Source organism: Alteromonas sp. AWQ4_252 (assembly GCF_056158205.1).
In genome coordinates this window covers 740,009-759,578 of the sequence record NZ_JBSWSV010000001.1, presented here as the reverse complement: position 1 = coordinate 759,578, position 19,570 = coordinate 740,009, and the positions used below count along the sequence as shown (strand labels likewise).

The window sequence follows — 19,570 nt, the reverse complement described above, 5'->3', positions numbered from 1 at the left end:
GGCGGTTATCTGCGTAAACTAGGCGTAAATCCGTTAGGAGGATGTGTATGATTTATAGTATGACGGCGTTCGCCCGTAGTGAAACGAAAAAAGACTGGGGCTCGGCAGTATGGGAAATCCGCTCGGTAAACCAGCGATTCCTAGAAACGTATTTTCGCTTGCCTGAGCAATTCCGCGCGCTTGAACCCATGTTAAGAGAGCGCTTCAAAAAACGACTACAGCGGGGCAAGGTAGAATGTGCTTTGCGTTTTACCGCCAATGACGCCGCCGTTACTAAACTTAACTTAAATGAAGCGTTGGCAAAAGAAGTGTTACACGCCGCTGACTGGGTACAATCACACGGACAGTCAACGGGAGTGAATCCCCTCGACGTGCTGCGCTGGCCTGGTGTTATTGCAGCAGAAGAAGCTGATATGGACGCCATTCAAGCAGACGTCCTTGCTGCGTTCGACGATACCTTGTCGCAGTTCATTGACGCCAGGGCAACAGAAGGCAGTGCGCTTAAATCTATGATTGAACAGCGACTGGACGGCATTGAAGCGGAGGCCGCTACAGTAGCCGAGAAAATGCCAGCGATAGTAGACTGGCAGCGCGACAAAGTACTTGCTCGATTTGAAGAAGCAAAGATAGAGCTTGACCCAACCCGCCTCGAGCAGGAAATGGTAATGCTTGCGCAAAAAATTGATGTAGCCGAAGAGCTCGACAGACTCAACGCCCACGTAAAGGAAACCCGTAATATCCTTAAAAAGGGTGGGGCATGTGGCCGTAGACTAGATTTTATGATGCAGGAATTTAACCGCGAATCTAACACGTTGGGGTCAAAGTCAATTAACTCGGAGATCACCCAATCGGCTGTAGAGCTTAAGGTATTGATTGAGCAAATGCGAGAGCAGATCCAGAATATTGAATAAATAAGGTAAAAAAGCCTCTGGTCTTTCAATCACACTGCGATACAACCAAAAAAAGGCTACCCACATAGGTAGCCTTTGTAACTCTGTCATCAAGCTTTACAGCTGGGGTCCTAACAATTCAAATTCAGCTACTTGCATCAGGCTGTCATCACCTTTGTTTTTGGTAATGTTGATGCGATAGTGACTAAATGCCCTGCCGTTTGTAGTAGAGAATACTTTGCGCTCAAAGCGGTCATCAAAGCTCTCACCAGCCCAGACACCCAGTTCCTGCCAGTTTTCACCGTCATTAGAACCGAGTAATACAAAGTTCTCAGGATCCCGTGAAGGTGCATCGTTGGCGCTGGTCATTGCAAACTGGTTCACAACCACAGGCTCCGGAAGTTCTATTTCTACCCAGGATGGGTCTTCAGCGGTTGGAATACCAGCGTTGTCTAACCACTTGGTGGCAGTACTGTTATCAAACACCATTTCGCCAGCTTCTGCATCACTGATTGCCGCTCGCGCTGTTACAACTTTAGCGGTGTTGTCACTGTGATCTACCGCCGCATAGTCAGTTCCGTACAGACCAAATTCGGCAACCTGCATTAAAGAATCATCGCCTTTGTTTTTACTAATTTGTACCTCGTACAGGCCAAAGGCTCGCATATTAGATAGTGCAAAGGTCTGAGTTTCGAAACGCTCATCGAAGCTCAGGCCTGCCCATTCACCCAGTACAAACCAATTCTCACCGTCATCGGAAGCCAGCAATGTTACGTTTTCAGGGTCGCGACTTGGTGCGTCATTGGCGCTGGTAATGGTAAATGTAGTCACCGCTTTGGCTTCAGGTAGAGTCACCGTTGCAAAACTAGGGTCTTCGTCAGTCGGAATACCTGTGTTGTCAAGCCACTTGGTATTTGCGTCACCATCAAAGGCCATTGCGCCAGCTTCTGCCTCACTAATTGCACCGCGGGCTTCAACAACAACGCCACTTGCAGCACCGAAATTTTCCGGCGCGCTGGTGGGGCCAATAAGTGAAAGTTCAGCAACCTGCATCAGGCTATCATCCCCTGCATTTTTGCTAATATTAATGCGATAAAGGCTGAATGATTTCGCATTCTGGAAGCTAAACGACTTGCGTTCAAAACGTTCGTCGAAGGTTTCGCCCACCCAGCTGGCCAGTGTTGTCCAGGTCGCGCCATCGTCGTTTGAGCCAAGCACTGCAAAATTCTCTGGATCCCGTGATGGCGCGTCATTAGCACTAACCATCACCAGCGTATTGACATTAACTGGCGTTGCAAATGCGAGGTCTACCCAGGAAGGATCAGTTTCAGACGGTACACCAGTATCATCCAGCCACTTGGTTTCGCTGTTGCCATCAAAGGCCATTTCCGGTGCTTCACCATCGCTGATGAAGCCACGGGCTGTAATTTCAGTTGCACTATCTGAATGCACAACCGCTGCCTCAAGTGGTCCGCTAAGCTCCACCTCAGCAATTTGCATCAGGCTGGTATCACCTTTGTTTTTGGTGATATTCATACGATAGTAAGAATAAGCCAGGCTGTTGCTCGCCGTGAGGTCCAGTGTTTGAAAGCGCTCGTCAAAAGACAAACCGGCCCATTCGCCAATTGTCACCCATTGCTCACCATCTGCTGACGCTTCAAGAGATACATTTTCAGGGTCGCGATCTGGTGCATCATTAGCACTGGTGATAGAAAGAGTATTGACCGGAACGGCTTGCTCAAAGGCTATACTAATCCAAGACGGCTCTTCAGCAGATGGGATTGCCGCATTGTCGAGCCACTTGGTGTTGTTGTCATTGTCAAACACCTTATCACCAGATTCACCATCACTGATTTGTGCACGCCAATCAATGGTAGCGGTAGCGATGTTTGCGGCAGTAGTGTATTCGACAACCGGTCCGGATGATTGTGATTCCACCACTACTGGCAAGGTCAGATCCACTATTGTTGTTGGGTCGATTGCCAACTCATTAACCACAGGGTGCGCAGTGAGTGCGTCCAGTAACTGTGTACGAATTTGCGTAATTGCCTCTTCATCACCGGCAGCAGCCGACTGTACAAGGGTGCTTACTGCGTTGATATGAGCAGCCGTTGTCACACCTTCCGACGTAGCTGCAAATGCCGCGTTAATTAATGATGCGTTGAGTGTGTTGCCAGTTAGGGCAGACACACTGTCCACTGAATCAACACTAACCAAAGGCATAGAGAACACGTCTACATTTGAGGTATCCACACCCAAAATTCGCATTAACAATACGCTGTATTCGTTTTGCGCTGGTAACAAGGTTGCTTGGGCAGAAATATTGCGCCCTTCTGCAATAGCTTGTTCAATAAGTGCCGTGGCAAAAGTAGTTAACGTATTTGCCTGGAATTCAGCTTCAGCAGTACCATCGGCCTGGCTACCCAGCGGTGATTCCACCCAGCTTAACGTAGACAGCGTCACGCCACCGAGCTGTGTCGCGTCTACCGTTTCACCTAAGCCAACTGCACCACATGCGCTGGCATCACAAATCATTGTCGTGTCGCTGTCTGCGGTTGCGTCTATGCGATACAACCCTTTAAAAGCAAATCCAGGCTTGGAATTGACGGTAAAAAATGCAGTGCCGTTACTGTCTGTTTCAGCACCACTTGAGCTGGCTTCTCCACCAACCAGTGCTGTTGCAGTAAGGTTAGCGCCAATCATGGTACCTTTGATAACACTGCCAGATAGCTCAGCTTGCGTTGATGGCGGCTGTGGCGCGTCTTGTGGATCAGGTTCATTGCTACCGCCGCCACAACCTGATAATAAACCCAGTACAGCTGCTACACACAGAGACACTTTTGTTTTTTTGATATTGTTCATAATCGTTCCTATTCGTTTTATTCTCTGAGATTCGGCATTAGAAGTTGTAGGTAACACCTACGTAATAACGCTTACCTGAGTAACTGGTGTTGTATATACGTGACGACACGTCGTCACCCACCCGTGATGTCGCTTCTTCTCCGGTCACGTTAACCACAGACGCGTTCACCACAATGTCTTCATTTATCGAATAGGACGCGTTTAAATCGATTTGGTCATAGGGGTCTTGATACACATTGAAACCACTGTTTAAACCCAGTACCGTATCACCACGTTTGTTCCATGAAGCTCGCAAGCTGTAGTCATCAGTTTCGTAGTAGGCTGATAAGTTATACTGATACTTAGCACTGCCCACTAATGGTGACTGCCCTTCCAGAACGCCATCCACCGTTATGTCCGCTTTATTTGTAATATTGCGGGTGTAGTTTGCATACAAACCAAAGCCATTCTCAAAGGCATGCTGCACAAATACTTCCATACCTTTAGATTTGGCATCAGAGCCATTACCCGAAGTAGAGTAGGGTGAAATGGTAATTTCACCGGCAGGCACAATGTCACCTAATCCGGCGAAATCTGTGGTTCTGTCTATAACGAGTGGAACTATGAAGTTATCTACTTTCTTATAGAACACCGCGGTACCTACTGCAGAACCCTCACCGTAGTAGTACTCTAGAGACAAATCGAATTGGTCGGAAAGATACGGTTCAAGATTCTTGTTTCCACCGCTGCCTCTAAAGCCCGGTAGCTCATTGAATTCTGCGCGGTCAGACGCCCATTCATCGGACACAAAAGAAATACGCTCCTGCGAGCCTAATTCGCTATAGCCAGGACGAGACATCACGCGAGCTGCAGCAGCCCTCACCACTAAGTTTTCGCCGGCATCCCAAACAATGTTCAGGCTGGGTAGTACTTCAGTGTAGGTATTTTCAGATTCAATGAGTTCAAACGCCTCAACAAATCTATCATCACCGGTAACGGGCTCGCCTGTTTCATCGTTAACATTGTCAAGGAAATAGGTATATAAATCGGTTGATGCTGCAGTGGTAGTGGTGCGTACTACGCGAACCCCAACGTTACCGCGAAAATCAGAATACTGGAATTCACCTTGTACGTAGGCCGCTTGAATTTCCTCTTCAATATCGTATACAAACTGATCTTCAATACGCGTGTAGGGCACGTAGTTGGACGTGATGATGTCGCGGTATTTGTCCCAGTTTATGGTTGGCATCAGATTAATATCAAAGCCACCGGTGATATTGTCGTCCCCCGTTGCATTGAGGACATCAGCCGCCGCTGGCATACCTCCATTCCACTGGTAACTGTCAAAGACATCAATACCGTCTTCTGTGGCTTCTGCTGCAGCAATGTCAAAGTCTGGGTCGAGGAAAAAGTTGTTGCCCGTTTCCCTGTGTAGCTCACCTTTGCGATATTTCATACCGGTTTTAATGGTGTGGAACATGCCCCAATCTACAAAGATATCCAGATCAATTTGCGCATATTTCTCTTCCAGTTCACTGTTTACAAAGCTTGAACCTGAAGAACCCGGGTCTGCCGCGCCACCTACTCCGGAAAGCAGTGCGTTTAGCGTGTTCGGATCCATATACATGCTTAGTCTGTCAGAGCCCATTGACCAGCCAGCGTATTGTGCAGCATTTTCAATGAAATCATCGCCCTGTCCCCAGTTTGAGCTCTTGTACGCCGCTTCCCAATTTTCAGTAGGGCCACCTTCAGCTTCCGTCTGACCAAAGGTTACTGTGGCTGTGAAGTTGTCACCATCATATGAAACGCTAAAGTCAAAGGTATCGGATGTTGATTCTTCCCGGGTATAGGTACCTCTAATCCAAGGGAACTGCATATCCTTCTCAACGCCACCAGCACCGACAACATAGTCAACGCCAATGACGTTTAGCCCGGCATCATCAAGGGACACATTACTTAGAAAGTTAGGACTCAATGACCATTCAGGAATATCAACAACAGACAATGTTCTGTCTTGTCCAAGTTCAAAACCGAAGTAGTTTGCAGTAACTTCAATTCGGTCGGTAGGCCGCCATTGACCAGTTAGCTGAATACCTTGCCGCTGACGGTCTTCTTCGATAATGGAGGTTCTTGCCACCTGAGGAAAATACACATCGCTGTATGTATTACCGTTGGCATCGTTCAGTGCCGCCCAAGGATTGTTGTTATCAATGGGATTACCATTTGCATCTACTGCACTGCCAGCTTCGCCAGTCCAGCGCCATATGTTGGCATCAGTACCACCTGACAAGGTTCGGTTAGTTCTGTCTTGCTTCGTGTAGCCAACCAAAAAGCCGAGGGTCTCGTCTTCATTTTTCCAAGAATACAACGCTGTACCTTGCGGCTCATAGTCTTCAGTAACGTCTGCATAGGTAGCTTCAAGATTTAGCACACCAGAATTGGCTTCCATCTCAAAAGGCTTGCGAGTGTGTAGCAGAACAGAGCCACCCACACCGCCTTCGTCTAAACGCGCTTCTGAAGATTTGAATACTTCAACTTTCTTAATCATTGCGGAAGGCAACAAGGTGTAATCAAAGGAACGAGATGGTTCACCAGGCGACGAGGCGATAAAGTTCCCGTTCAACTGTGTGAAGGTAAGATCTGAGCTCAGGCCTCGGATACTTACCCGGGCACCCTCGCCACCGTCACGAGCAATAACAACACCTGGTACACGTTGCAAAGAGTCGGCGACGTTCTTATCTGGGAACTTACCAATGTCCTCAGCAGTAATGGCATCAACAACCGCCTGTGACATCCGCTTGGTTGCCAGGTTTTCCGCCATACTAGAGCGAATCCCCTTTATTTCAATCACTTCTAATGATTCTTCCGCCTGTGCGGTTTGCTGGTCTGATTGCGCCTGGGCATGAACGCTGCCCAGAGCGGAAAGAACTGATAAACACATCAGTGACTTCTGAAACCTCGTCACCATACCTGTGTGCCCCATTTTGCTGTGTGTAGTCATGTGTTGCCTCCGTTAGTCATGTAATCGAAATCACAATCACATACAGGAATATCAAAGTTGATTTTTATTTATAAATTTTTCAAATAGATACATACTTGTTCGAAAAGGTATTGCAAAGCGACCCCTAAAACTCTTATGAAATCGATTACAGTACTGGTTTGATATTATGACTGACAGATATTGATGTCAACATCGAAAGCTAAAAATTATTTACAAAATATTAACCGGAGAGGCAATGCGGACTGGGAAGATGCCCGCTATTCAGTTCTTGCGGGTCCAGAACTTTCTCGCTCAAGCAATTGAAAAGGTAGGATTTCTCTCTTCCTAGTAAGAGGTTCGTTTTTAATCATTTTAATTAACACGTCGACAGCACGCTTCCCCATATCAAATGCAGGCTGATCAACGGTTGTTAAGGGTGGGTTAACGTAGCCAGAAACCCGAACATTATCAAATCCAGTAATAGACATGTCGTTTGGTACAGATAGTCCCCTGCGTGTTAATTCAAATAAGGCTCCCATGGCAATGTCATCGTTAAAACAACAAATGGCAGAGGGACGCTCTGCTCTGTCAAGTAGTTCGGTAATGCCCGCTACACCAGTATCAAGTTCGTAACTGCTACCCACTAGGTATGAATCATCAAATGGAATACCTTCTTCCTTCATTACGCTTTTCATGCCTGCAAGCCTGTCTTGAAAAATTTGAGAGGAACGCTGTCCAGCTATGAAACCAAACTTTTCATGTCCATAGCTGATTAAATGATTCATTACAGCGCGCCCTGCAGCGTAATTATCAAGCTCAATGTAGGGGTAAGGTTTGTTGGCAATTCGCTCACACACACTCACCATGGGTACTTTTTCTGCTAGTTCTGCGTCGGCGTCAGAAAATGGAAACGAGTGATCTAATTGAATTAAGCCATCAGCCCGGTTAGACAAAACCATGCTGGCGTATTCGTTTTCCCGCTCCTGGTTACCTTGAGTATCACCTAATAGCACTGTGTACCCACGCTCCTGTGCGGCATTTTCAATGCCTTCAATGATACGCATGAAAAATGGGTTGATAAGATTAGGTACCAGTACAACCAGCGTATTAGATTTACCGCTTTTTACGCTGCTAGCCAACCAATTAGGCCGATAACCCGCTTGTTTGACGGCAGCCATTACTTTTTCACGGGTTTTCACATTGACCAGTGAAGGCGTTTTGAGGGTGCGTGAAACCGTGGCGGTAGAAACCCCAGCAAGCTCACTTACTTTTTTAATATTTGTCATTGAACGTTTTGTCCATCCACTATACAAGGCTTTGGCATGAATATAGCCGTATCCAGAAACTATAATAGCGGGATTAGCGTTAAAATAGCAACTTAGCTAAAGTAAACGTTTACATTAAGATGCATTTTTCTATTTATTGTGCGCTAATGAGGCAAAACGAACAATGAACTAGCAACTTTTTTACAATATTTATGTTAGAGCCTACGAACTAAGATGTAATCGATTACACCACCATCTGTAATTAATATACTAATGATATGGAATGGCGTTTATGACAACACAGCCGGCAACATACTCTTTCGGTCTAGACCCAAATCTCTATTTGCTCCGGCAAAATCCAGCACAGCAGGAAAAATATCAGTAACTTGTGCTACATAGTAATTACCTGTTCCCGCTTTGATGCCCGGCCAGGTCATAACCATAGGAATACGGTATTCTCAGTCTGTCCAATTTCTCTTATTTTTTTGTAAGGCTACAATTCGATCATCAACAAATAGCATAAAAAAACGCCATGAAACGGCGTTTTTGTGCATCTAACACATGATAAAGCGTAAGTATCCGTTAGAGGCAGAGCATGGTGGCGTTACCACCAAGTAGTATAAAGAGCAATGAGGATCACAGTAACGCCCAGGGCCGCAACATTAAAGCTTCTTTGTGTTTCAAAGCTCACCTGTGATAAATCTACAGAACAATCAGTTTGCGGCTTTTGTCCCTTAAGCGAAACCAATATAGCCAAGCCTATGCAAAGTAAAAATACTATACCTATTCGATCCATAAACGGTAAAGAAGGCCATAAGAACATAAAGGCAAGTGAAAACACCGCCGAGCCTACTGCCGCCGCCAATGCGCCAGCAGATGTGGTGCGTTTCCAAAACATTCCCATTAAGAAAATAGCGGTAATACCCGGTGAGAATAACCCTGTGAATTCTTGAATGTATTGGAATGCCTGATCGAACTTGCCCAGTAGAGGTTCAGCCGTGAATAATGCCAGTCCAAGTGCAACCAAGGTTGCTATTCTGCCTATATGAACATAGTGACGTTGGCTTTTTTCAGCCACGATGGTGCGATAAATATCCATAGTAAAGATGGTTGAAATACTATTGGTCATAGACGCGAGCGAAGAAACAATAGCAGCAACTAACGCGGCGAACACCAAACCTTTAATTCCCACTGGCATTAAGCCCATCATGGACGGATAAGCCTGGTCTGGTGCAGTCAAATCAGGGTACAAGATCAACGCGGCTATCCCGGGTAACACGACAATGATAGGCATAAGCAATTTCAAATAAGCAGCAAAGGCGATGCCTTTTTGAGCTTCTTGAATACTTTTTGCTGCCAGAGCTCGCTGAATAATATACTGATTAAAACCCCAGTAACCGATATTCATCACCCATAAGCCACCAATGAGTACAGATATACCAGGTAGGCTCATGTAATTAGGGTTATCGCTAGATAAAATCATATCAAAATGACCGGGCGCTTTTTCAGTCAGAGTCGCGAACCCCGCCAAGATGCCGTCTCCGTTGGAGATGGTGTCCAGTGCCAAATAACTGAGGAAAAGCCCACCAAAGACCAGTAGCACTACTTGTATAATATCGGTGTAAGCGACAGCCTTTAAGCCACCGTATAACGAGTAGGCAACCGATAAAACGGCAAGGAAAATCATGCCAAATAACCAATCTACACCGGCCACGGTTTGAATGGCTAAGCCACCTAACCACAGTACCGAGGTAAGGTTAACGAAAATAAAAACGGCCAACCAAAACAATGCCAACGTCGTTTTCACGCGGCTGTCGAAGCGTTGCTCCAGGTATTGAGGCATGGTAAAAATGTTGTTTTTTAAGAAGATGGGAAGTAGGTATTTACCCACTAAAATAAGTGTTATCGCCGCCATCCATTCATAAGAAGCAATGGCCAAACCAATTGCATATCCAGAGCCCGACATACCTATAATCTGTTCAGCGGATATATTAGACGCAATCAGCGACGCGCCTATAGCCCACCAAGGTAATGCTTTGCTGGCCAGAAAATAATCTTCTGTATTGCGATCGCCCTTGTGATCGTTCCTTGAAATCCACAGTGCAATACACAACAAGCCTATGACGTAGGCAATAAACACAGTGATGTCGAGCTGTTCCAGTTTCATTTTTCTTACCTTTTTATAATTTTATTGCCGCTTATACAGTACGGCATTAACAAACGCTATGAGGCGATGCTAAGTTGAACACCATTTAATTCCCACAACTGTCAAATTGCACCCTAAAAATAATAAATATTTGTTCTCATTAATTTCTATTCGATATTAACACTTACTTAATTTTCAACAAAAAGAAAAAACTGTTTATCTAGTATGCCTAATTATCAATAATTTAAATTTCAATATACTAGCTTCCATCGTGTACAACGTTATTGGAGCCTACTATGTCACAGCAAATTATTACTGATCTCAACAAGCGTTATACTGCGAAAAAGTACGACGCCTCAAAGCGTATTTCCAGCACTGATCTGGAAGTAATCAAGGAAGCCATGCGGTTATCAGCTTCCTCTATTAATTCCCAGCCCTGGAAATTCATTATCATCGAGAGCGATGAGGCAAAGCAGCGTTTTTCTGATTCTTTCGCTAACAAGCATCAGTTCAATCAGCCTCATGCTAAAGAAGCGTCACATATTATTCTATTCGCTTACGACCCATTCTTTACAAAGGATAAGTTTCGCCAACGAGTAGATGCTGAAGTTGCCTCAGGCCACCTTCCGGCTGATATGTACGAAAACTTTATGGGTGCTTATGCATTTGCCGAAGCCAATACTGACGAAAGTGGCTATAACGGCCACTGGACGAAAGCACAGGTTTATCTTGCGTTGGGTAACGTGCTGCACACATTAGCCCGCTTAGGAATTGCATCAACACCTATGGAGGGCGTTGATTCAGAACTACTTGGCGATATATTTGAAAAAGAACTAGATGGTCACGTGTGCGAAGTGGCGTTAGCTATGGGTTATCACAAAGACGGAGAAGACTGGAACTACGGTTTACCGAAAGCCAGATTACCTCAGGACAAAATTATTCAGACGTTATAAAACAAAAAGCGCCACTTATATTATGTGGCGCTTTATCTGCATTGTCTTTACTTACATAGTGAACAGTACTTTTACCGAATCATTTACCGCACCAGCGTCTACAAATCCTATAGCACCAGCATCAGAAGATACCTGACTGAGGACCTCAGCATCACTACCTAACTCTTTAGGCGGTCTGCCACCGCCAGTGAATGACAATTTGGCCCAGTAAGCTTTGAATTGGCCAGCGTTCCGGGATAAGACTTTATCGATAAACTCTTCAGCCACTGCTCCTTTTTGCATAAAGGGGGTCAGGGATTTATCTTTACCCAAGAAAATTTGTGATACCTGAGCTTTATCAGCACTGCCTGCATAGCCAGGATTTACTACCACAGCCACATCGGCAAACGCCTGACCGCTTAATAACAAACCGAACACCGCAGCTTTTATTGTATTTTTAACGTAGTTCATAGCAGCTCCTTAAAATACAGTAACCAGTGCAACCTGGAACAAACCAGCGTCGCCGCCTTCTGTGAGATCTGTGTGGGTATACTCAGCCTTGAAAGCAGCAGAACTGTGGAAATCCCAACGTAAACCTATTGTATAGAACATGTTTTCGTATGTATTCCGATTGATTACTTCCTCGCTAGTTGCTATTAGTGCATCCAGTGTTGGGTCAACACCAACTGGCACGCCCGCCACAGAAGCTGCTGAATCTGCAACATCCTCACCTACAGTTGCGTGAAGCATATATTTGCCATTGTTAAAACGCTTCCCCACAGATACCATCCAGGGTTCGTAATCACCGATAACGGAGTTGTCTAACGAAGAGGGAATGTACTCGGCGAGGAATAACCAATCCTGGTTGTCGTAAATTACACCGACCTCTATACCAGACAAACGATCGTCATCAATAGCCAGATTGTTGCCAACACTTGCATACGGTGTTTGTTGCCAAGCACCAACAAGTGCATCCAAACCAATATTCCCTGTCATATTGAACTGAATATAGCTACTGCGGAACGTCCACCAGCCATAATTAACGCTAGCGACAACACTAAACAAATCATCTATCTCAAGCTCGTCGCCGTCAACGTTTGTATAATCTTCCTGACCATAGTAAGCGCGCAGGTTCACCATCGCATCGCCTACCGAGAAATCGTGAATCGTAGAGATACCGTCGATAGAATCGAACGCTGCTTTATATACCTCAGTAGGAGGCGCAATCCAGTGATATGCGTAAGACACGTCAAGATAATCAGAATACAGGTAAATAGGAATGCGCTGTCTTCCCACCTGTATTCGCCAACTCGGGTCAACTTCATAAGACAAATATGCCCAGGTAAATTCAGGTTCCCACTCATCTTCGCCACGAGCACGTATTTGAACCGTGGCACTTAGCTCGTCACTCAAATCAGAATATGCTTGAATTGCAAAAAAGGAGTCCTGTTTAATTTCTACACTGTCTTCATAGCCACGCACAACAGCATCACTTTCTGTAGAAAGCCCACCTACAACACTACCAAAACCGCTCAGGTTAACATCGGCAAAACTGCTAAAAGGGGCAGCCGCCATTAGCAAGGAAGCTGGGATAATGAGATTTTTCATAGTAATTTCTCTGGTCAAGGTTGTTCAAATCGAAGGCGAGCAAGACTCGTCACACGCTCCATCCTTCGTGATTTCAAAAATTTTCGTAGCTAGAGCTACTGTTGTTATTAAATTAGACTTTAAATTGACGCGCTATCGACTCGAGGGTACTCGCCAGGCCTGCCAGTTCATTACTTGCAGAAGCCAAGCGAACAGAGTTCTTCGACGTTTCATCAGTTCGCGCGTAAATTTCGTCAACATAGCCCACAATTTCAGTAGCCACTGCCTGTTGCTCATCTGTCGAGCTAGCAATTTGCCCATTCATTGCACTAATGCGACTAATGGTATCTGTAATGACAGTCAGGCTTTCGCCTGCTTTGGTTGCTTCTTCAACACTGGCGTCAGCTTGAGATGTGCCTGATGCCATCACATTAACCGCTGACCGTGCTGCATTTTGAAGTTGTTCTATTGTTGATTGAATTTCTTCTGTAGATTGCTGGGTTTTAGAAGCCAGGGTGCGAACCTCGTCTGCAACAACAGCAAAACCTCGACCTTGCTCTCCTGCCCGGGCAGCCTCGATAGCCGCATTTAACGCTAGCAAGTTTGTTTGCTCTGCAATGCCTTTAATGACATCCAAAACAACGCCAACCTGATTAGAGTCATTTTCTAGCTGACGAATTACTTCGGCGGTTTCACTCACATTTTTAGCCAGCGACTGGATACTGGAAACGGTGCTATTAACTACCTGCTGTCCGTTAGTAGACGCCGAAGACGCTTCATCGGCTGCTGTCGCTGCTTCTGCGGCACTTGATGCAACTGCGCCCACAGAGTGATTCATATTATCCACAGCACTTTTAGCTTTTGTGGCCGCGCCTTGTTGCACTTCAATAGTTTGGTTCGTGGCATCTGTTAACTGGCTTAGGTTTTGTGCTAAGTCAGCCAATGGTAACGACGTATTGACAATGTCTTTCACTATAGTCTGCAGTTTTTCCATAAAACGATTGAAGTATTTTACCAGTTCACCAACTTCATCCTGAGATTTCGCTTCAAGACGAATAGTTAAATCACCGTCTTCCTCAGCCAAGTCTTTCAGTGAACCAACCACCCGCAACAAATTACCTCTTATCTCATTGATAATTGGCCACGCAGTGGCAAATAAAATGACCGTAGTAATTACGCCCATGATAATTCCTAACCAAAACAAGAAGTCTTGAGCAGAATTATATTCAGCAAATGCCCTCTCAAAAGTGGCTTGTCTTTCACTTTTGAACGCATTTAATGAGCTAATACTTCGTTCGTATTTTTGATTCATTTCCTCTAACTGGTCACCCAGCGTATTGTAGTCCACAGTGTCTGCCAACATGGCGGAGGTCAGTGCTTCAGCCTGAGAAAAATAGCTGTTGAAATCATCGAGAATTTGTTTGACTGAACTACTCAAGCTCGGATCAATTTGACTGATGTCTGATAACTCATCACGAACTTTTCCAGCAAACATTGTGGCCAGCGTAATTGCATCTGCATCACCTGTCGTAACAGCAGAAGCAAGTGCATCGCGTACTTTTTCCATATTTGTGGACGCAGAAGTGCTGAGCTGAAGGGCCGGAAAATCAATATGCTCAGCTGCCTGGAGCTTTTGAGCATTTTGCGTGGAAACAATGCCATTAATGATAACAAACGCAACAAAACTCACAGCACCAATAATTGGTATGAGATAAATTTTTTGTGCAACTGACAAGCGTAATAAAAAATTCATTGTTGTTCTATCCACCCTGGCACTGGTCTGATATACGATTTCTAACAAATATTTAAGAATGTAGTTCACACTTTTCAGAAAGCAAATTTGAACTGTTTTGTATAAGAAATATAGCTCTTAACGAACGCGTTGAATTGTATATAAAAAAATGTAGGAAAAAAGGGGGATTTGAGCTTCGCTGTTATGATGAGAACGACAAAAGAATTATATGGAATACCCTGTTTTACAATTACTTAGACAAAAGTACAATTGACTGAAAACAGATTTGAAATTAGCGAGTTTTTGATAAAATATTTTTGAAGAAGGGGGGATAAAATTTCCCCCAATTAAATTTAGCGCGAGGTGTTGCTCTGTGTCAATGGTTGAATTTTGAGCTCAACACGCCTATTCATTTGGCGGTTGTCGGGTGATGTATTAGGTACTTTTGGTTGATATTCACCTAAGCCCACTGTAGTAACACGTGTGGGGTTTACGTTGAACGTCACCAGTAAATTTTTCACAGACTGAGCACGCTGTTCAGACAATATTTGGTTGTAATCAGCGCTCCCTGTATCATCAGTATGCCCTTCAATTAATAAAACGGTCTTCTCATATTGATTAACAACCGTAGCTACGTCTTGCAATACTGGGTTGAAGTTCGGGCTGATGGCAGCACTGTTGGTCGCAAAAGTAATGTCTCCGGGCATAATTAGGCGCAAATCGTCTCCCTCCCTCACTACTTGTACGCCGGTATCGGCCAACTGGGTACGGAGTTCTTCTTCTTGCCTGTCCATGTAGTTACCAATAGCTCCACCAGCAATGGCCCCAACAGCCGCTCCCCAAGCGTAGCGACTTTTATCGTTATCACCCGTGGCCTTACCCAAAAGAGCCCCAACCACTGCGCCAATGGCTGCGCCCTTTTGTGTATTATTGGGGTCATTTGCACAACCTGCCGTAGTGAGAGCTGCCGATATTAAACCTACTGTCAAAAATTTTCTCATACTTACCTCAAAGTCGATTCACCAATACAACTACTGACAGCAATTACTATTCCATCAGCTGTTAGCGCGTGATCAAGTATAAGAAAATTTCGATGAACCCCAGGAGAATAGGGTATCCCGCCAAGTGTAGAGTTTAAATCACAGGCACAGGTTATATGGTAGATGGGAAATATTTTCCCACCTGTCTTTATTTTGCAACAGGATTTACAGTGAAATGTTTTGCGAGAAATACTGATTAAAATCGACTTTAAAGTCGCTGGCTTTTACCGCTTTTTCAATTTTAACCCGAGAATCCTGATATAAGTTGATATCTTTTGCCGGGATGTAGTGGTTACCTGTAATAGAATAAAAAACTTTAACAACTGGTGTAAGCGGGTTATCGGTTTGCTCCAAGACCATAGCGAGTTTATCATTTGATAACTGAACCAGACTGCCAACGGGAAATATACCCATGCATTTGATGAACTGCTGTACCAGTGCTGTATCGAGTTTATTGGGGCAATCACTCATTAAAATTTTAAAGGCTTTTTGTGAAGGCATGCCTGGTTTGTAACACCGGTCTGCCGTTAACGCATCGTACATATCGGCAATAGCCAGCATGCGCCCTTCAAAGCTAATATCATCGCCTGCCGTTCCGGCAGGATAACCCAAGCCGTCTAACCGCTCATGATGCTCACTTACTGTTCTTATCAGCGCTTTATCTAGGTCAACTTCAACCAAAGTCTCAACGCCAAACTCAACGTGTTTGCGCATCACGTCCATTTCATCATCAGTGAGTCTGCCCGGCTTGTGCAATATTTCGTCTGGAATTCGTATTTTACCCAAGTCGTGAAGAAAGCCAGCACAGGCTAAATCTTGTACGGCATCATCATCTAACCCCAAATAACGGGCAAAGTTAGCTAATAAAATGGCTACATTTAGCGAATGCTCAAGTAAATAGTCGTCTTTTTCCCTTATACGAGTTAGGCAGAGCAGGGCGTCAGGGTTTCTGTCAACCGAAGCAATTAAACCTTGAGAAAACTCACTGGGTATGCGGTCATCAAAGGTTAAGCCTTGCTCTACTGCTTTTAACAGAGCCTTCTGGATACTTTTACCCTGCTTATAGATATTTTCAGCTTTTATAAGCTCCGAACTAAAGCTCGCTTTCGGTTTTGTTTCTTGGTTTGAAGCAGTGGTTTCTGGCGTATTAGTATTTTCACTATCTTCGTCAGGATCAAATTGCTTAGACAGGTCAATAGTTAACTTGAGGACACCGCGCTTACGCAAAGCCGAAACGACATTTTGACTGGTAACCCGACCCTGGCTTCTAATTTTCACCTTGCCCGATTGCTCGACAATTTCGCTGACATACATACCAGGCTTTAATTCGTTAATTTTTATAGTTTTTAAATTTTCTGTCGTCACTTTTTCACCAAGAAATACTGCTTTAACCCAAAGTGCGTTTTAAGCTTCGAACTCACTCACGCCAGTCGCTTTACTCGACATTAATATTTCAATTTGTATAGAATATCAGCTAAATCCGGTTGCCATTGGAATTGATTCATTGGGATACGGAAATTTCGCACGACAATGCCTTCTTCAATTAATTTTTGTCTTTGTTCCTCAGCTTTGTCACTGCCGGTCGGAAATGCAATTTTCCCATCTGAACGAACAATACGATGCCATGGAATAGTTTGCCCGTTAAATTTGTCAGACAGGTGCTTTCCCACAAGTCTTGCACGCCCCGGTAAACCCGATAAATCAGCTATTTGGCCGTAGCTAGCAACAAATCCCGGCGGTACGACGCGTACGGTATTTAGAATACGCGCAATAGTGTTAGTATTCGCCATGGTTTTTCAGTAATGATGTCCTGCTATGCGCGCTACCTGTCAACTTTGTCGTTTCCCGCAATCCACTTGTCTGTGTTCTGCTGTTGTAAAAATCAAGTCACCTATCCCAATTATCATATTGCAGCACAAGAACGAGGTAAATCATGCCAAGAATACAGTACGATTACTTTCGCTATCGTTGGAAAACCTTACTGTAATTACTTACAACAGCCACACTGCCAATTGCAATGTGATCAGCACGGCGCTATCAAAATTTCTCAATCCGGCTGTGATCTACCCCAGCACTGAAAGTTCTCCTATAGAGCAGTCTAACATGCCATTCAACCATGATGTCTATATTCTTCTCGATGGCAGTTGGCGTCAATCTCGCGGAATGTGGCTAGCGAATCCAATCTTACACAATTTACCACACTACCATTTTGCCGAAGCAGGGCCATCAAACTACAATATTCGACATACTACAGTGGAACACGGACTGTCTACCCTAGAGGCCGTTGCTTACACACTTTCTCAAGCCACAGGCGTTGATACGTCCGGGCTTTATCACCTACAAACAGCAATGCAAGCGAACTGGCGTGGGCCTGAACATCATTTACGAAATCATAAACATAAACAGTAGATAACGTCTTCCATATCGCACTAGCACTGCATAGGGATATAGCCTTTTTGATCAACGATACGATTTAGCCAATTTTGTATGCCGCTGTAAGAACTGAGATCAAAACCACCTTCACCTGCAACATGAGTGTAGGCATACAAACTAATATCAGCAAGGGTGAGATGCTGTCCTACCAAAAAAGGGGTCATCTCTAGTTGATGATTCATCACGGACAATGCTTTGTGCCCACCTTCCTGTTTACTTTGATATTCGGCTTTTCGATCTTCAGGTAAACCTAAATAGATATTGATATATCGGGCCACAGCAATATATGGTTCGTGGCTATATTGCTCAAAAAACTGCCATTGCAACATGGTGGCATAGTCAAAGGCTGATTGGGGAATCAGTGTAGAGCCTTGAGCGAGGAAAGAAATTATGGCGTTAGATTCTGCTAATGTTCTGCCGTCATCCATTTCTAAAAGCGGTATTTTGCCGTTAGGATTCTTCTTCAGGAATTCAGGCTGCTTTGTTGCACCCTGTAACAGGTCAATTTCTTCCCAACGGCATTGCTTACCTAGCAAAGCCAACAGCAATTGAATTTTATAACAGTTACCTGAACGACTGTCTCCGTACACAACCATGTTAAGCTCCGTTTGGTTAGTTCTGACTTTTGCAGTACGTTTTTTTGCTGCAAAGCTCATCACGCTATAGTAAACAAAGAGCTTACTTGTAAATCAATTATCCAACAAGGTGTTCAAGTTGCATAAAAATAAACCATGACAAGGGGATTGCAGACAACACCAACAGCACCCGCTGAAGTTGTCTGAGATTCATAGGAACACTTGGAGTAGAGGCTACAGCTTCAATGTCTTGTTGGGCACTACCAGTATTCCAAGCTACTGTATTTGAATCTGCCACCGATAGCTGTTTGTTTATTGCTGAAGAAAGGTTACTGAACATGGTGTTTTTGGTGTGATAAATAGCTCGGTATGCACCTAGCGCAGGCCAGACTACATAAACGGTAAGGAGGGTGACAAACACAGTTGTCATTATAATATCGACGTATGGTATTTGACGGTTAAACCAAAAAACTGGCGCTATAATGAGGGCCATTAGACCGTACATGGCATTTTCAATTGCCAGTGAGGCTACACGCCTTAGGGCTTTGAGCGCTCCTAAATCCTGTACAGCTGTTTTGACAAAATGCTTATTCATGTAATGTGTGGATGACACTAATTGGAACAAAAAAAGCCAGAAGAAAAACCAGAAGGGGTATGATATAAGATCTAAGATTAGTACTTTTGGTGCTAAGTCAAATGCCAGCAAATCTTCTTTAATGAGGTAAATTGAATTGAAGGATATAGCAAACGTTGCAGCAGTAATTGTATGTTGCCGCAGATTATCTGCCAGACAGTCTCTGTGTTCAGCAAACTCACATAAACGGTTATTATCTAACAAATAGCGCATAATCGTACTGGCAACGCGTTGCTGTAGCGCTCTGATAGACATCCAACTAAACGCTGTCAAAATAGGGAGGCCTAAAGCGCAGTTAAAGTCGCGTTGTGCTCGGTCACTACTAATACTGTAATAGTCTAAAGCGCCTGTAAGATAATTAGCAATAAAACATAGTGCCAAATAACACATTGGGGCGCACCAAACAGATGCAGTTGTTATTGTTGGATACGAATAGCGGTTTTTCATCTCTGCCTACACAAAACAGCTAGCAAAGTCCTTCCTACTATTGTTTTTACATTTTATTATTTTCGGGC

General features: G+C 44.4%; 16 protein-coding genes. 3 read left to right on the top strand and 13 right to left on the bottom strand.

Translation table 11 applies throughout. From position 1 onward, the window contains the following. Nucleotides 1-47 precede the first annotated feature (47 nt). The gene (locus ACXACM_RS03330; protein ID WP_474819785.1) at nucleotides 48-911 is read left to right on the top strand and encodes a YicC/YloC family endoribonuclease; all 864 of its coding nucleotides are present in this window, start codon (nucleotides 48-50) and stop codon (nucleotides 909-911) included. Between the two features lie 96 nt (nucleotides 912-1,007). Here ACXACM_RS03330 and ACXACM_RS03325 read toward each other — a convergent pair whose 3' ends face one another. The 5 genes from ACXACM_RS03325 to ACXACM_RS03305 all read right to left on the bottom strand — a co-directional run bounded on the left by ACXACM_RS03325 (nucleotide 1,008) and on the right by ACXACM_RS03305 (nucleotide 10,143). Beyond that, complete coding sequence (locus tag ACXACM_RS03325; protein WP_474819784.1) at nucleotides 1,008-3,752, bottom strand: discoidin domain-containing protein; 2,745 nt, start codon at nucleotides 3,750-3,752, stop codon at nucleotides 1,008-1,010. Between the two features lie 37 nt (nucleotides 3,753-3,789). Continuing rightward, on the bottom strand, nucleotides 3,790-6,732 hold the full coding sequence (locus tag ACXACM_RS03320) for a TonB-dependent receptor (RefSeq protein WP_474819782.1): 2,943 nt from the start codon (nucleotides 6,730-6,732) through the stop codon (nucleotides 3,790-3,792). 257 nt (nucleotides 6,733-6,989) lie between these two features. Further along, the gene (locus tag ACXACM_RS03315; RefSeq protein ID WP_474819781.1) at nucleotides 6,990-7,997 is read right to left on the bottom strand and encodes a LacI family DNA-binding transcriptional regulator; all 1,008 of its coding nucleotides are present in this window, start codon (nucleotides 7,995-7,997) and stop codon (nucleotides 6,990-6,992) included. 269 nt (nucleotides 7,998-8,266) lie between these two features. Beyond that, a complete protein-coding gene (locus ACXACM_RS03310) occupies nucleotides 8,267-8,419 on the bottom strand; it encodes a hypothetical protein (protein WP_474819780.1) in 153 nt (50 codons plus the stop codon). A gap of 161 nt (nucleotides 8,420-8,580) precedes the next feature. Then, on the bottom strand, nucleotides 8,581-10,143 hold the full coding sequence (locus ACXACM_RS03305; protein ID WP_474819778.1) for a sodium/sugar symporter: 1,563 nt from the start codon (nucleotides 10,141-10,143) through the stop codon (nucleotides 8,581-8,583). A gap of 275 nt (nucleotides 10,144-10,418) precedes the next feature. On the opposite strand from ACXACM_RS03305, the gene ACXACM_RS03300 reads away from it, so the two are divergent. After that, complete coding sequence (locus ACXACM_RS03300; RefSeq protein ID WP_474819776.1) at nucleotides 10,419-11,075, top strand: NAD(P)H-dependent oxidoreductase; 657 nt, start codon at nucleotides 10,419-10,421, stop codon at nucleotides 11,073-11,075. A 51-nt stretch (nucleotides 11,076-11,126) separates the two neighbouring features. On the opposite strand, the gene ACXACM_RS03295 is transcribed toward ACXACM_RS03300, so the two are convergent. The 6 genes from ACXACM_RS03295 to ACXACM_RS03270 form a co-directional block, all read right to left on the bottom strand. Further along, a complete protein-coding gene (locus ACXACM_RS03295; RefSeq protein WP_474819775.1) occupies nucleotides 11,127-11,525 on the bottom strand; it encodes a phosphate ABC transporter substrate-binding protein in 399 nt (132 codons plus the stop codon). A 9-nt stretch (nucleotides 11,526-11,534) separates the two neighbouring features. Beyond that, the gene (locus tag ACXACM_RS03290; RefSeq protein ID WP_474819774.1) at nucleotides 11,535-12,662 is read right to left on the bottom strand and encodes a hypothetical protein; all 1,128 of its coding nucleotides are present in this window, start codon (nucleotides 12,660-12,662) and stop codon (nucleotides 11,535-11,537) included. A 112-nt stretch (nucleotides 12,663-12,774) separates the two neighbouring features. Then, nucleotides 12,775-14,394: a methyl-accepting chemotaxis protein gene (locus tag ACXACM_RS03285; RefSeq protein ID WP_474819773.1), complete on the bottom strand. Its 1,620-nt coding sequence runs from the start codon at nucleotides 14,392-14,394 to the stop codon at nucleotides 12,775-12,777. Between the two features lie 332 nt (nucleotides 14,395-14,726). Continuing rightward, nucleotides 14,727-15,374: a YiaD family glycine zipper/OmpA-like lipoprotein gene (locus tag ACXACM_RS03280; protein ID WP_474819771.1), complete on the bottom strand. Its 648-nt coding sequence runs from the start codon at nucleotides 15,372-15,374 to the stop codon at nucleotides 14,727-14,729. Nucleotides 15,375-15,578: 204 nt separating this feature from the next. Beyond that, nucleotides 15,579-16,778, bottom strand: a complete 1,200-nt coding sequence (locus ACXACM_RS03275) for an HD-GYP domain-containing protein (protein WP_474819770.1) — start codon at nucleotides 16,776-16,778, stop codon at nucleotides 15,579-15,581. Between the two features lie 80 nt (nucleotides 16,779-16,858). Beyond that, entirely contained in the window at nucleotides 16,859-17,203 is a 345-nt protein-coding gene (locus tag ACXACM_RS03270) for an MGMT family protein (RefSeq protein WP_474819768.1), read from the bottom strand. A 25-nt stretch (nucleotides 17,204-17,228) separates the two neighbouring features. Here ACXACM_RS03270 and ACXACM_RS03265 point away from each other — a divergent pair, with 25 nt between their 5' ends. Further along, on the top strand, nucleotides 17,229-17,822 hold the full coding sequence (locus ACXACM_RS03265; protein WP_474819767.1) for a tRNA-uridine aminocarboxypropyltransferase: 594 nt from the start codon (nucleotides 17,229-17,231) through the stop codon (nucleotides 17,820-17,822). 20 nt (nucleotides 17,823-17,842) lie between these two features. On the opposite strand, the gene ACXACM_RS03260 is transcribed toward ACXACM_RS03265, so the two are convergent. Next, complete coding sequence (locus tag ACXACM_RS03260; RefSeq protein ID WP_474819766.1) at nucleotides 17,843-18,442, bottom strand: glutathione S-transferase family protein; 600 nt, start codon at nucleotides 18,440-18,442, stop codon at nucleotides 17,843-17,845. A gap of 97 nt (nucleotides 18,443-18,539) precedes the next feature. Beyond that, nucleotides 18,540-19,328 carry a hypothetical protein gene (locus ACXACM_RS03255; protein WP_474819764.1) on the bottom strand — a complete coding sequence of 263 codons (789 nt, stop codon included), beginning with the start codon at nucleotides 19,326-19,328 and terminating at the stop codon, nucleotides 18,540-18,542. Between the last annotated feature and the right edge of the window lie 242 nt (nucleotides 19,329-19,570).